Source organism: Halomonas sp. BC2, assembly GCF_002078115.1.
GTDB lineage: Bacteria > Pseudomonadota > Gammaproteobacteria > Pseudomonadales > Halomonadaceae > Vreelandella > Vreelandella stevensii.
In genome coordinates, this window is the sequence record NZ_LFGT01000029.1 from 129,352 (window position 1) to 142,012 (window position 12,661).

16 protein-coding genes, 1 pseudogene and 1 riboswitch are annotated in these 12,661 nt (G+C 62.1%); of the genes and pseudogenes, 4 read left to right on the top strand and 13 right to left on the bottom strand.

Features of this window, described 5'->3' with window-relative positions; translation table 11 throughout:
* Nucleotides 1-78 precede the first annotated feature (78 nt).
* Nucleotides 79-1,434 carry a prephenate-dependent tRNA uridine(34) hydroxylase TrhP gene (gene trhP / locus B7L71_RS16795; protein WP_081139248.1) on the top strand — a complete coding sequence of 452 codons (1,356 nt, stop codon included), beginning with the start codon at nt 79-81 and terminating at the stop codon, nt 1,432-1,434.
* Here the strand turns inward: trhP and B7L71_RS16800 are convergent.
* The 6 genes and pseudogenes from B7L71_RS16800 to B7L71_RS17820 all read right to left on the bottom strand — a co-directional run bounded on the left by B7L71_RS16800 (nt 1,427) and on the right by B7L71_RS17820 (nt 4,525).
* Nucleotides 1,427-2,164, bottom strand: a complete 738-nt coding sequence (locus B7L71_RS16800) for a DODA-type extradiol aromatic ring-opening family dioxygenase (RefSeq protein WP_081139250.1) — start codon at nt 2,162-2,164, stop codon at nt 1,427-1,429. The genes trhP and B7L71_RS16800 overlap by 8 nt on opposite strands.
* 53 nt (nt 2,165-2,217) lie before the next feature.
* Complete coding sequence (locus tag B7L71_RS16805) at nt 2,218-2,628, bottom strand: DoxX family protein (RefSeq protein ID WP_170919527.1); 411 nt, start codon at nt 2,626-2,628, stop codon at nt 2,218-2,220.
* A gap of 6 nt (nt 2,629-2,634) precedes the next feature.
* A pseudogene (locus B7L71_RS17400) lies at nt 2,635-2,823 on the bottom strand (helix-turn-helix domain-containing protein); the annotation flags it as partial.
* Nucleotides 2,820-3,434, bottom strand: a complete 615-nt coding sequence (gene thiE / locus B7L71_RS16810; RefSeq protein ID WP_081139253.1) for a thiamine phosphate synthase — start codon at nt 3,432-3,434, stop codon at nt 2,820-2,822. The gene thiE and the pseudogene B7L71_RS17400, both read right to left, overlap by 4 nt.
* Nucleotides 3,424-4,233 (bottom strand): hydroxyethylthiazole kinase, encoded by an 810-nt coding sequence (gene thiM / locus B7L71_RS16815; RefSeq protein WP_081139254.1) that lies wholly within the window; start codon nt 4,231-4,233, stop codon nt 3,424-3,426. Before thiM ends, thiE begins: the two co-directional genes overlap by 11 nt.
* A 26-nt stretch (nt 4,234-4,259) precedes the next feature.
* Nucleotides 4,260-4,351: riboswitch (TPP riboswitch) on the bottom strand.
* A gap of 48 nt (nt 4,352-4,399) precedes the next feature.
* The gene (locus tag B7L71_RS17820) at nt 4,400-4,525 is read right to left on the bottom strand and encodes a DUF2237 domain-containing protein (RefSeq protein WP_232710727.1); all 126 of its coding nucleotides are present in this window, start codon (nt 4,523-4,525) and stop codon (nt 4,400-4,402) included.
* Between the two features lie 206 nt (nt 4,526-4,731).
* On the opposite strand from B7L71_RS17820, the gene gloA reads away from it, so the two are divergent.
* Both gloA and B7L71_RS16825 read left to right on the top strand, forming a co-directional pair.
* The gene (gloA, locus tag B7L71_RS16820; protein WP_081139256.1) at nt 4,732-5,265 is read left to right on the top strand and encodes a lactoylglutathione lyase; all 534 of its coding nucleotides are present in this window, start codon (nt 4,732-4,734) and stop codon (nt 5,263-5,265) included.
* 1 nt (nt 5,266) lies between these two features.
* Nucleotides 5,267-5,632: a DUF6164 family protein gene (locus B7L71_RS16825; protein ID WP_016915803.1), complete on the top strand. Its 366-nt coding sequence runs from the start codon at nt 5,267-5,269 to the stop codon at nt 5,630-5,632.
* On the opposite strand, the gene B7L71_RS16830 is transcribed toward B7L71_RS16825, so the two are convergent.
* Nucleotides 5,613-6,305 carry a cupin domain-containing protein gene (locus tag B7L71_RS16830; RefSeq protein WP_016915804.1) on the bottom strand — a complete coding sequence of 231 codons (693 nt, stop codon included), beginning with the start codon at nt 6,303-6,305 and terminating at the stop codon, nt 5,613-5,615. The genes B7L71_RS16825 and B7L71_RS16830 overlap by 20 nt on opposite strands.
* Before the next feature lie 139 nt (nt 6,306-6,444).
* A complete protein-coding gene (ampC, locus tag B7L71_RS16835; protein ID WP_081139257.1) occupies nt 6,445-7,629 on the bottom strand; it encodes a class C beta-lactamase in 1,185 nt (394 codons plus the stop codon).
* 147 nt (nt 7,630-7,776) lie between these two features.
* On the opposite strand from ampC, the gene B7L71_RS16840 reads away from it, so the two are divergent.
* Nucleotides 7,777-8,664, top strand: a complete 888-nt coding sequence (locus B7L71_RS16840) for a LysR family transcriptional regulator (protein WP_212636770.1) — start codon at nt 7,777-7,779, stop codon at nt 8,662-8,664.
* A 20-nt stretch (nt 8,665-8,684) separates the two neighbouring features.
* Here B7L71_RS16840 and B7L71_RS16845 read toward each other — a convergent pair whose 3' ends face one another.
* The 5 genes from B7L71_RS16845 to B7L71_RS16860 all read right to left on the bottom strand — a co-directional run bounded on the left by B7L71_RS16845 (nt 8,685) and on the right by B7L71_RS16860 (nt 12,328).
* The gene (locus B7L71_RS16845; protein ID WP_081139259.1) at nt 8,685-9,728 is read right to left on the bottom strand and encodes a metal ABC transporter solute-binding protein, Zn/Mn family; all 1,044 of its coding nucleotides are present in this window, start codon (nt 9,726-9,728) and stop codon (nt 8,685-8,687) included.
* Nucleotides 9,729-9,750: 22 nt separating this feature from the next.
* Nucleotides 9,751-10,641: a metal ABC transporter permease gene (locus tag B7L71_RS16850; protein WP_081139260.1), complete on the bottom strand. Its 891-nt coding sequence runs from the start codon at nt 10,639-10,641 to the stop codon at nt 9,751-9,753.
* Nucleotides 10,625-11,359, bottom strand: coding sequence for a metal ABC transporter ATP-binding protein (locus B7L71_RS16855; protein ID WP_081139262.1), 735 nt, complete (start codon nt 11,357-11,359; stop codon nt 10,625-10,627). Before B7L71_RS16855 ends, B7L71_RS16850 begins: the two co-directional genes overlap by 17 nt.
* Nucleotides 11,356-11,505, bottom strand: coding sequence for a hypothetical protein (locus B7L71_RS17405; protein WP_167385702.1), 150 nt, complete (start codon nt 11,503-11,505; stop codon nt 11,356-11,358). Before B7L71_RS17405 ends, B7L71_RS16855 begins: the two co-directional genes overlap by 4 nt.
* A gap of 157 nt (nt 11,506-11,662) precedes the next feature.
* Complete coding sequence (locus tag B7L71_RS16860) at nt 11,663-12,328, bottom strand: hypothetical protein (RefSeq protein ID WP_139790161.1); 666 nt, start codon at nt 12,326-12,328, stop codon at nt 11,663-11,665.
* Nucleotides 12,329-12,661: the final 333 nt, after the last annotated feature.

Genomic DNA, 12,661 nt, shown 5'->3' on the forward strand with positions numbered 1-12,661 from the left:
TCAGCAAACCGGCCGACGGGCCGCAACCGGCGAGGTGCGCTGGCTATAATGCCGCCCGTTCAAACAACGGTGACGGTTATGCAAGCTCCCGAACTTCTCTCGCCTGCGGGCACGTTTCACAACATGCGCTACGCGTTTGCCTACGGGGCCGATGCGGTCTACGCCGGGCAGCCGCGCTACTCGCTACGGGTGCGCAATAACGACTTCAAGGTGGCGACGCTGCACCGGGGCATCGAGTATGCCCATGCCAGAGGCAAGCAGTTCTACGTGGCCTCCAACATCGCTGCGCACAACAGCAAGCTCACGACCTATCTGCGGGATATGGAGCCGGTGATCGAGGCTGGGCCGGACGCTCTGATCATGTCCGACCCCGGGCTGATCATGATGATCCGTGAGCGCTGGCCGGAACAAGTCATCCACCTGTCGGTGCAGGCCAACGTGGTGAACTGGGCCGCGGTCAAGTTCTGGCAGCGGCAGGGGATCCAGCGCATCATTCTTTCTCGGGAGCTGTCGCTGGAAGAGGTGGCCGAGATCCGCACCGAATGCCCGGATATCGAGATCGAGACGTTCGTTCACGGTGCGCTGTGCATCGCATATTCAGGGCGCTGCCTGCTCTCGGGGTACGTCAATCGCCGTGACCCGAACCAGGGCACCTGCACCAACGCCTGCCGCTGGCAATACAAGACGCTGGATGCCACCCGGGATGCCACCGGCGACCTGATACCCGTGACGGCGGACACCGAGCGGGCCGCGTTGATCGAAGATGTCTCCCGGCCGGGCAAGCGGATGCCCATCTACGAAGACGAGCACGGCACTTACCTGTTCAACTCCAAGGACCTGCGCGCCGTGCAGCACGTGGCACGCCTGGCGCGCCTGGGTGTGGCGTCACTGAAGATCGAAGGACGTACCAAGTCCCACTACTATGTGGCGCGTACTGCGCAGGTGTATCGTCAGGCCATTGACGATGCCGTGGCAGGCCGCCCCTTCGACATGGGCTTGATGGATCAGTTGGAAAACCTGGCCAACCGAGGCTATACCGAGGGCTTTTACCGCCGCCATGTGCACGATGAGTTTCAGAACTACGAGCGCGGCCACTCCGTTGGCGTGCACCAGCAGTTCGTGGGCGACATCATCGGCGTCGATGCCACGGGCAGCCTGCTGGACGTCGAGGTCAAGAATCGCTTCGAAGTGGGCGATTCCATGGAGCTGATGCTGCCCTCTGGCAATCGTCGTTTCGTGCTGAAGCAGATGGAAAACGGGCGCGGCGAGTATCAGACTGCCGCACCCGGCTCAGGGCATCGTGTCCGCATAGCGCTACCTGGCGCGCCCATCGGCCCGGAGCAGTGGGAGTTTGCACTGTTGATGCGGGATCTTTCTACCGCTCCCTCCCGCACCTCCGCCCAGGCCAGCCATCTGGGCGTGGCCGTCAGTTGAACGCGTAGACATCCATCGCCAGCACGCCGTGCTCGACGCTATGGTGCAGCCGCTGGCCCTGACCCCCGGCTCCCATGGCGACCAGTAACGGTTGGAAGTGCTCCGGCGTGGGATGGTTGCGCTGGGCATGGGGAGCCGTTTGCCATGTCAGCAGCGCCTCCCGCGCGTCTTTTTCCAGTTGGGTGTGTGCCCAATCGGCAAAGGCATCCACCCAGCCTGGTGCCTGGCTGCCCTGGGGCAGTAGCGCATGCAGGTTATGGGTCAGGCTGCCGGAGCCCACGACCAGAATACCTTCGCTGCGCAGGTGGGCAAGCCGCTGGCCCAACTCCATCAGCGCCGCGTTGCTCCACCGGCTGGGAAGCGACAACGACACGACCGGTAGCCTGGCCTCGGGGTACATCAGGGAAAGTGGCACCCAAGCGCCGTGGTCCATGCCGCGCTCCACGAGTCTGGCACCGAGCGTTTTGCCCAGCGTTGCGGCCAGGGCTGGGTCCCCCGGTGCCGGGTACTGCACGGCGAATAACGCCGCCGGAAAACCGCCAAAATCGTGGAGGGTCTCGGGGTGAGCGCTCTGACTGATGAGCAGCTCCGGCGTTTCCCAGTGGGCAGAGACCACAACGATGGCCTTGGGGCGAAGCGTCTGGCCCAGCTCACGCAGGAACCGGTGAGCGGGCGTGGGGGTCAGCGCCAGCATGGGCGAGCCGTGAGAGATAAACAAGCTAGGTAACATAAGGCACCTCAATGTGTGGCCTGCCAGCGTAGGCACGCCAGCAGGCCAGTGGCTCACGCGAAGCGGCGTGCAACGACCAGGCTGCCGCCGCCAAGGCCGGCTTGCACGACCAGTGCAATGGCCCAGAATACCGGGAATTCCCAGCCGCCGCCCGGGTTGGAGAAGAGCCAGCCGTTACCGATATGTACCCAGGCGGCTCCCAGCAAAACCGGTACCAGGGCAAGGCTGACCCAGCGGGTATAGATACCCAGCAGCAAGGCCAGGCCTCCGCCGACTTCCGCCGCAATGGTCAGGTAGGCCAGAAAGCCTGGCAGGCCCAGCGACTCAAAATAGCCGACCGTTCCAGGCAGGGTGAACACGAATACTTTCAACAGCCCGTGGGCCAGGGTCATGATACCCAGGCTGATGCGCAGCAGGGAAGTGGCATGCAGGTGTGATGCTTGGGTTGTCAGTGTCGTCGTCATGGTGTTCTCGCCTGCTTCCGTCAGGTGCAGCCGCCGGGTGGTGCGCTGTATCAGCCGCGCGCCCAGCGATTCCTCGAGCGCCATGACTCGGCGCGATAGCAAGGTGCGCGAGAGGTCCAGGGCCTCCGCCGCCCGCGTGTAACTGCCCAGCTCGGCCACCTTGACGAAGGCTGCCAGTTGGTCGAACCGGGTCATGACCTGAAGAACGCTTGGGCCGCCTGACGGGGGGCAGGATGGCCGCAAATGGCCGAGATCACCGCGAGCCCATGGGCACCGGCGGCTTTCACCTGGGCGGCGTGCTCGGCTTTCAAGCCGCCGATGGCCACGCTGGGCAGCGGGCAGGCACTGGCCAGTTGGGCCAGCCCGGTAAAACCGATGGGCTGCGCGTGGTCCTGCTTGCTCCCGGTGGCAAACACAGGCCCCAGCCCCACGTAATCCAGCAGCGCCACGGGGGCACGCTGCAACTGCTCCAGAGTATTGATGGAGAGCCCGATGATCGCCTGCTCGCCCAGTACCTGGCGGGCCTGCATCACGTCCGTATCGCTCTGGCCAACGTGCAAGCCGTCGGCACCGCTGGCGTGCGCCACGTTCAGCCGGTCATTGATGATCAGCGGCACTCCGCTACCTGCCAGCACTTCCTTGAGACGCTTGGCCTGGGCAATCATGGCCTCGTCGCTGGCCTGCTTGTCGCGTAGCTGGACCAGCGTGACGCCTCCTGCCACGGCGGCTTCCACGGTACGTTCCAGGCCCGTGGAGGCGCATAGCTGAGCATCCGTGACCAGGTAGAGCGTAAGATCAATCGACATGCAGGGTCTCCGAGTGAGGTAGTGCAGGCAGGTCATCTGCCGTGAGCGAGTACAGGGTATCCAGCAGCGCCACATGGAAACTGCCTGGCCCTTCGACCCGCTGCCCGGCGCGACTGCCTGCCAGATTGAAATAGGTCAGGGCGCCGAGCGTGGCGGCCAGCGGGGCGTGACGGTTGGCCGCCACGAAACCGGCGACCAGCGCGCTGAGCCCGCAGCCCAGGGTGGTTACCCGTGGCATCAGCGGGTGGCCGCCGGTCAAACGACACAGCGACTGGCCATCGGTGACGATATCGGTGGCCCCGGTCATGGCGACGACACAGTGATACCGACGCGCCAGGGTGATGGCCGCTTGGGTGGCATCGTCGGTGCTCACCGTGGCATCCACGCCCCGGCCCTGGTGGGCAAGGCCGCTCAGCGCCATGATTTCCGAGGCATTGGCACGAATCACGCTGGGCGAGTAAGCCAGCAGGGACAGGCAGGTTTGCTGGCGCAGCCGCGTGGCACCCACGGCAACCGGGTCCAGCACCCAGGGCACCGCGTGGGCCTGGGCTGATTGGGCGGCCAGCTGCATGGCTTCGGCCCAAGGGGTAGAGAGCGTACCGATGTTGATCGAGAGCGCTCCCGCGATGGCGGTAAATTCCGCCACTTCTTCCTGGGCATGCAGCATGGCGGGGGAGGCCCCGGCGGCCAGCAGCAGGTTGGCGGTACTGTTCATGGCAACGTAGTTGGTGATGCAGTGAACCAGCGGGGTCTGGTCACGCAGCGCGAGCAGCGTCTCGCGTGGGCTGGGTAGGGTCATGACTTCCTCCCGGCAGGGAGGTGGTGAATGGAAGCACCACGACTCCCTACGCCGGTGCTATCCGGTTCAGGTTCAAAGGGTGCGTCTCAGCCGCGTCGCGGCGCCCCTGTCGTAGGCGTACTATCCTCGGCCAGGCGGGAAGTGTAAAGCCAATGGCGCGGAAAGATCAGCGAAACGCGCTGGGTGTGCCGTAGGTCAGCATTTCATCGAGCGTCCACGATAAACCCCCCGTCTTGGGCGAGTGACAGCAGGGGGTGAGCGGCTCACCCAGTACATTGAGATCACGTGACATGCGGCCTCCTCAGGCAGGGACTAGAATTATCGCAGCACCGCCCTCATACATGGTCCAAGGGGCGGTAACGGCGGATTCGATGGGGTTCGCGTTAACAGCAGCCTAAAGCCTTGTACATGGTATGGGCTTCGTCAAAGTATTTACGTACCAAAGTGCTTACTTGGGTACCAATGGCCAGATACATCACACAGCAACAGGAGAGAGTCATGTCGTTTTCAGGTGAACAGTATCCCGGTGTTGCCCCTGCGGCTCCCCAGACCCAAGGGTTTCGGTTGAATCACACCATGCTGAGGGTCAAGGACCCAGAGCGCGCGCTGGCGTTCTATTCCCGCGTATTTGGCATGCAGGTGCTGCGGCGGCTGGATTTCGAAGAGATGCAGTTCTCGCTCTATTTTCTGGCCAACGTGGAAGCCGACGACCAGGTGCCGGAGGAGCAGAACGCTCGCACCGCCTGGACTTTCAGCCAGAAGGGCCTGCTGGAACTGACCCACAACTGGGGTACCGAAACCGAGCAGGACTTTGCCTACCACGACGGCAATGCCGAGCCCCAGGGGTTTGGCCACATCTGCTTCAGCGTGCCGGACCTGGAGGCCGCCCAGGCCTGGTTCGACGAGCAGGATGTCACCTTCGTGAAGCGTGCCGACCAGGGCAAGATGAAAGACGTCATTTTCGTCAAGGACGCGGACGGCTACTGGATCGAAGTGATTCAGGCGGATCGCATGGCCGCATTGGGCGGCTAATATGGCACATTTGCTGTTCCGGTTGCGCCACGTGACCGATGAAGAGGCCATGGAAGTGCGCCAGCTGCTGGATGAACACGGCTTCGACGTGTATGAGACTCAGGCGGGGTTCTTCCGTCTGGGGGTCGATGCCATCTGGCTGCGCAACCCGGCCCAGCGAGATGACGCCGAGGCGCTGCTGGCGCAGTACCAGGTCGAACGCCAGGCCAGCGCGCGAAAGGCCCACCAGGAGGCGGTGGCCCGCAACGAAGCACCGACCTGGGGGAAGCGGTTACGGGAACAGCCGATTCAGATCGCGCTGGTGATGGTCGCTGTCATCCTGATCGCACTGCTGACCCTGCTGCCGTTCATTGGGCTGGCGCGTTAGCCTGGCACACCGCATCCGTCAGGTGCCCGCGCTTCATGTACATCATGACGCCATGTTCACCGGCGCGCAGCGATGGAGTAGCCCCAGGTGGGAAGCGGCACCAGCTGCCCTGCGGGTATTCGTTGCCCGCCTCGTAGAGCGAGCCTTCCAGTACCAGCAGTTCCAGCCCGCCCGGTAGCGCAGGGTAATCGATGGCCACATCGTGCTCCCAGCGTTCCAGACTGACCTTCTCCTGTGCGTAGGTGTGCAGCATTTTGTAGCCGATGCCTGGCCGCCGGTCGGGCTGCCAGGGCAGGCGGTGGGCAGGAATGGCCAGCTGCAGCAGGTCGTTGTCATCGAACTGATGCAGTTTCACCAGAATCAGCGCACCTTCTTCGCCAATATGGGGCGTATGGCCAGTGCCAATGGGATTGCGCAGGTAGCTGCCCGCAGGGTAGCGGCCATGTTCGTCGGCAAACACGCCCTCCAGCACCAGAATCTCTTCACCGCCGCCATGGGTATGGTGGCTGAACTGGCTGTGCGGCGCGTAACGTACCAGGCTGGTGGCGCGGGCGACTTCCTCGCCAATCCGGTCCAGCATCATACGTTCCACGCCTGCACTGGGCGACGCGACCCAGTGATACTGCTCCGGCGTCATACAGGCAAAGTGGCTAAAATCGGCGTTCAGGCGCATGGGCTTGGCTCTTTGCAATGAGTGAGATGAGCAGGGAGAGGGGCTAGTCTCCTTTATCAGCGCTGCAAAACGCAATCTTCCCTCATGCTTGACCTCGTCATTTGCAAACAAACCGCCGCTCGAAAGCGGCGGTTTTTCATTACGGGGTGTCGGTCAGCGCACTGAGAATATGGTGAGCCGTCTCGATACGCGCCTGATTGGGGTAGTTGCGGTTTGCCAGCAGCACCATGGCGATCTGCTCGCTGGGCACGAAGACCACATAGCCGCCGAAGCCATTGGTTGAGCCCGTCTTGTTGTAGTAGGCCGCTTGCCGAGGGGCTTGCGGTGGCGTGAGGCGATGTGCCGGGTTGGTCGCCAAAATCATCTCGAGCGAATTGCCTTCCAGCAGTGTCTCCAGGGTCACCGGGTAGTGATAGTGCTCCCAGCCCAGGCCCTGGGTCATGGGGCCAACGTCGAAGTAGCCTGTGCGTGTCGTTGCCAAGGCGTCATCCAGCCGTTCCGTCGTGCCGCTGGCATTGGCCGGGTCTCGCATGTTCGCCTCCAGAAAGGTCAGCACATCGGCGGCATTGGCTTTCAGCCCGTAGGCCTGGGCATCCAGCACGCCTGGATTCACCCGAATGGGCTCATCCTCCTTCGAGTAGCCATAGGCATAATGTGCCCGTTGCGCGTCGGGCACTTGAAAATGGGTGTGTTCGAGCCCGAGCGGTATGAACAGCGCTTCTTCCATCAGCGTCTCGAAAGGGCTGCCCAAACGTTGCGCGGTGAGATAGCCCAGCAAACCGATGCTCGGATTGGAATACAGACGTTGTGCCCCTGGAGCCGATTCGGGTTGCCATTGGCGATAGTAATCGATCATTTGCTCTTCTGATTGCACCGAGTCCGGAAACTGCAGCGGAAGCTCGCCGGCCGTGTAGGTGCCCAGTTCCAGCAGGGTGATCTCATCGAAGGCACTGCCTTCAAGGGCTGGCCAGTAGCCGCTGGCGGGGTCAGAGAGGGAAAGGGCACCTCTGGCCTGCGCGTAGCCCGCCAGTGCAGCCGTGAAAACCTTGCTGATGGAGCCTAGTTCGAAAAGCGTCTCATCCGTGACCGGTTCCTCCGTCTCCAGGTTTGCAAGCCCATAATTAAAGTAATGCGGCTGCCCCTGAATGCTGAGCGCGACGGCCATGCCGGGGATACGATACTGTTCCATCAGCGGGGGGATCGTGCTGTCCAGCAGCGCTTGAAGATCGGCCTCGTTAGGCTCTTCGAGCGCCCAGGCTGCCCCGCTGAAAAGTAAGGAGGAGGCCATGAGAAGACAGCGGCGTGCTGAAAACGGCGTGCGCATGCAAAACTCCTGTTGCGATGAGTCATGTCGGTGGAAGGCAGCTCTGGTCGATACAGAAGCCACGGGTGACTAAAATAAAGAGCGCGATGGGTCTCCACAAATGGCAAGATTTTGCATGAGCTATTAGAAAAATTTGGGGGTGGCGCAGTGCGTTCCTATTTGCCGTTGAAGGCTCTGCGGGCCTTTGAGGCATCGGCCAGACATTTGAGCTTCACGCGTGCAGCAGAAGAGCTGCACGTGACACAGGCGGCCGTGAGCCATCAGGTCAAGCGCCTGGAAGGGCTATTGAAGGTGCCGCTATTCACACGTTTGCCCCGAGGGCTAATGCTGACTCAGGAAGGCGAGCTGCTGTTGCCTGTGCTGAAGAATGCGTTCGATCAGATGTCGCATACGTTGGAGCGGTTAGGCGAAAGCCGTCATCGTGAGGTCTTGAACGTGGGTGTGGTGGGTACGTTTGCCGTGGGTTGGCTGCTGCCACGGCTGGCAGACTTTCATGACGCGTATCCGTTCGTCGATTTACGGCTCTCCACCCACAACAATCGTGCCGATCTAGCCGCTGAAGGTCTCGATTTTGCGATTCGCTTTGGCACGGGCGCCTGGCATGGCACGGCGGCTCAGCCACTACTGCCTGCATCGCTTTCGGTGCTGTGTGCTCCGGATATTGCTGCACGGCTCGACACGCCAGCCGATGTGTTGCATGAAACCTGGCTGCGTTCGTATCGTGCCGATGAGTGGGCCGAGTGGTTGTTGGCCGCCGGATTGCCTCGTAGCCTTCCCACGACCCAGAGCATCGTCTTCGACTCTTCCATTGCCATGGTGGAAGCCGCGCTTCAAGGGGTGGGCGTGGCATTGGCGCCACCGTTGATGTTTTCTCGGCAGCTGAGCAGTGGTGCGCTGGTGCAGCCTTTCGACACCACTGTCAGTCTAGGGGGGTACTGGCTGACACGCCTGCAAGCGCGGGCAGAAACCCATGCCATGGCGTCTTTCAGGCAGTGGCTGCTCACCACGATCAACCTGCGTGAGACTGAGCGGTAAGCAGCCGTTGACCTCAATGATCAGTGACGATGACCATGATCACCGTGGTCGTGGTCGTGGTCGTGGTCGTGGTCGTGGTCGTGGTCGCCATGACCATGATCATCATGGCCCGGTTCGGCCAGGGCAGCGTGCAGCACCGTGGCGTTGTGGCGCATCATGCCCAGGTAAGTGCTGGCATCGCCCTCACTGGCCAGCGCATCCGCGTAAAGCGTGCCTGCAATGGGCAGGCCGGTTTCTTCGGCCAGTTGCACGATAATGGACTGGTTGGTCATGTTCTCGTGGAACAGCGCCTGAACATTCTCCTGCTCGATCACGTCCACCAGCGCTGCCATGCTGGCGCCGCTGGGATCTGCTTCGGTAGAGAGCCCCACCGGCGACAGGAAGTTGACCCCATAGGCACGGGAGAAGTAACCGAAGGAGTCGTGGCCGGTGATGACGCTGGCGGAAGCCGGGATCTCACTGATCAGCGCACGAATTTCGGCATCCAGCTCCGCCATTTCAGCCAGGTAGCGATCGGCATTGGCCTGATACTGCTCGGCGTTGTCCGCATCGACTTCCATCAAGCCGTCGCGGATGTTCTCGACGTAGACCCGCGCCTGGGTCATGTCCTGCCAGGCATGGGGATCATCGTCGCCGTGCTCGTGGTCATGACCGTGACTGTGGTCATGTCCATGATCGTGGTCGTGATCGTCATGCCCATGATCGTCATGGCCCGCGTAGGCCAGGGCGTTGATGCCATCCGTTGCGGTGACCACCGGGCCTTGATAATCGCTGGAGTCGATCAGTCGCTCCATCCAGCCTTCGAACAGCAGGCCGTTGAAGACCACCAGGTCGGCCTCGGCCAGCGCACGGGCATCACCTGGGCGCGGCGAGTAGACGTGTGCATCGCCGTCAGGGCCGACCAGGGAAGTGACCTCGACATGCTCACCGCCCACGTTCTCGACCATATCGGCCAGAATCGAGAAGCTGGTGACCACCTGCACACGCTCATTGGCGATGGCGGCAGGCAGGGCCAGCATGGCGGAAACGCCTACCAGCCAGCGGGACGTATGGGAAAGGGACATGACAAACTCCTTTAGTGAATGATCAGGATGTCTGCTCCAGGGCGAGTGGCGTGGTCTTGCGTCGCAGCTTGGCCGCTAAGCTGTGATAGCGGCCAAACAGCGCTGACAACAAGTAAGCCACCCCTGCGAGCAGGATAATGCTTGGCCCCGAAGGGGTATCAAAATGGAACGACAGCAGCAGCCCGCCAGTGCTCGACACCATGGCCAGCACCACCGCGATGCCGATCAACCCTTCCAGCCGCTTGCTCCAGAACCGGGCTGCCGTGGCGGGCAGCATCATTAGCCCCACGGCCATCAGCGTGCCCAGGGTTTGGAAGCCCGCCGTCAGGTTCAGCACCAGCAGCCCCAGAAACACGCTATGCACCCAGCCACTGCGGCGGCTTTGGCCGCGCAAGAACAGCGGGTCCAGGCACTCCACCACCAGCGAGCGGAAAACGACCGCCAGCGTGACCACGATGAGCGTGCTGATACCGGCAATCAGCAGCAGGGCGGTCGAGTTGATGGCCAGAATGGAGCCAAACAGCACGTGGGTTAAATCCACGCTGCTGCCGCCCATGGATATCAACATGACGCCCGCCGCCAACGAAATGATGAAAAAGCTCGCCATGGCTGCATCTTCCCGCTGGCCGCCCATTTTGGAAACGGCCCCGGCCAGTAGCGCCACCATCAGCCCGAACAGCACGCCGCCCACACTCATCACCGGCAGCGAAAACCCCGCCAGCAAGAAGCCCAGCGCCACCCCCGGCAAAATGGCATGGGCCATGGCATCGCCAATCAGGCTCATGCCGCGCAGCACCAGAAACACGCCCAGCGGCGGCGCGGCCAAGGAAAGTGCCAGCCCACCCACCACGGCGCGGCGCATGAAGCCGTAATCGAACGGCGCGATAAACCACGCGTCAAGCAGTGCCAGCATGACGACCTCCCAACGAGAAGGGCACCACCTGGGCGGGAGCGTGCTGTGTGTTCAAGGCACTCGGTGCCACCCAACGGCCATGGCCGCCGCTCAGCATCAGCACCTCATCGGCCAGGCGGCGCAGGTGGTCCATGTCGTGCAGCACGATGATGATCGTCACGCCTTCATCGGCCATCTGGCGCAGGATACGGATCAAGATATCCACTGTGTCGCTGTCTACATTGGCGAACGGCTCATCCAGCAGCAGCAGCTCGGCTTCCTGCATCAGCGTGCGGCCAATCAGCGCCCGCTGGCGCTGGCCGCCGGACAGCTCGCCCAGTGGCCGATGTGCCAAATGGGAGATGCCTAGCCGCGCCATGATCTCGCGACCCTTGCGGTAGTGCGCCGCGCAGTAACCTTTCATGGCTCCATGGCTTGGCCAACTGCCGGTCATCACCAGCTCTTCCACGCTCATGGGGAAGGTCAGATCCAGAGCCAACTGCTGCGGCAACCAGGCACGACGCGCCTTGTCTACCGTGCACACCACTTTGCCGCTGATGGGCCGGAGTTCGCCCATGATGGCCTGAATCAGGGTGCTTTTACCTGCGCCGTTGGCACCAATCAGCGCGGTGATCGCGCCGCGCTTGATGTCGCCGTCCACATGCTCCAGCACGGTGCGACCACCCTGTGCCAGGTGCAGGTCGTGCAGTTGCAGGCGCGAAGAGGAACGCTCACTCATAGCGGCCACCCGCCTGCCCACGCCACCAGCCCCCACAACGCCAGCAGGGGAAGGGCAACCAACCCCAGCCGTTTGGTGGCCGACAACGACATCAGCGAAAAATGACAAGGACCTTCCTTGTTATGGCGATGCATGTGCTCACTCATCGAGCAACCTCACTCACGAATAAATAAGTTATAACATAACGAATAGGGAAACAAAAAAGAGCCGCATATTTTACGCGCTCATGCGGCCCTGACAACGACAAGCGTACCTATAAAAAGTGCCCGGCAAGCCGAGCACGGAAAGCAGCCTGGCCCACCTTCAGAACCGCCAGGTCGCGCTCAGCTGTTGAGGGGTAACCAGCAGGGCATATTCGCCTTCCAGCGTGACCGGGCCCAGCGACACACGGGCCGGTTGGAAGTGGTTGATCGCGCGGGACGCCTGATTAGGCTGGGTCCAGATCTGTAATTCATTGATCAGCATGCCGGTGGCAAAATTGACCGCGCCATCCCGCTCCCGGCCATCGGCCGCAATCACCGCGCCGGCCACGCTGTTCACCACCAGAGAGCTGACCCGCGCTTCCCAGCCACGGCGTTCGCGTTCTGCCTGGGCCAACTGCAGGCCCAACGCCTGCACCCCGCTCAACTCGCCCTGGGCCTTCAGCCGCTCATACTCTGCCAGCGCCGCCCGATGTGGTTGGCGATCGGTGAGCGTCCCCGCCAGCGCCAGCGCCGACTTCACCACGCCAATGCGCGCATCGAAACGGTCATCGCGGCTGCTGGCCTCGCTGGACTGGTAGGCATCGACCACCAGGCTGGCCGCGTAAATGCCGCTCCAGCCCGCCTCCCACCACTGCGCCTGACGCGCCCCGTTCTCGAACACGCGGTCGTACGTGGCCCACTCATCTCCAGTTTGCGCCTGGGCGGGCAGTGTCAGCATTAGCGTTGTTGCTGCAAAAAGCACTCGCAAATAATGTTGTAACTGCATTGGGAACCGCCTGAAGGGCCGAGACATTAGCGTTAAGCGTAGCATGAGGGGAGTACGAACTTGTAAAAAAGAGGGGTGTTGGCCGCGCTTTGGCTAGTGCTGGCTGGGCTGAAAGCTTATCGACGTCAACGGGCAGCTAGGCGAGTGTCTGTTTACTTGCTTACTGCTCGGAGCCGCACTAAGCCTGAAGGCCATTAGCGCGTGCCTGAAAACCGCTTTCCATATTGCGCTGAGCTTCCTTGAGCCAGGTGTCGGCTGCAGAGATAGTAAAGCTACTCTCTCAGTAAAATTCGTTAGCGGTGTCCTTGCCGTTAAGAATTTTGCGATTGTGGC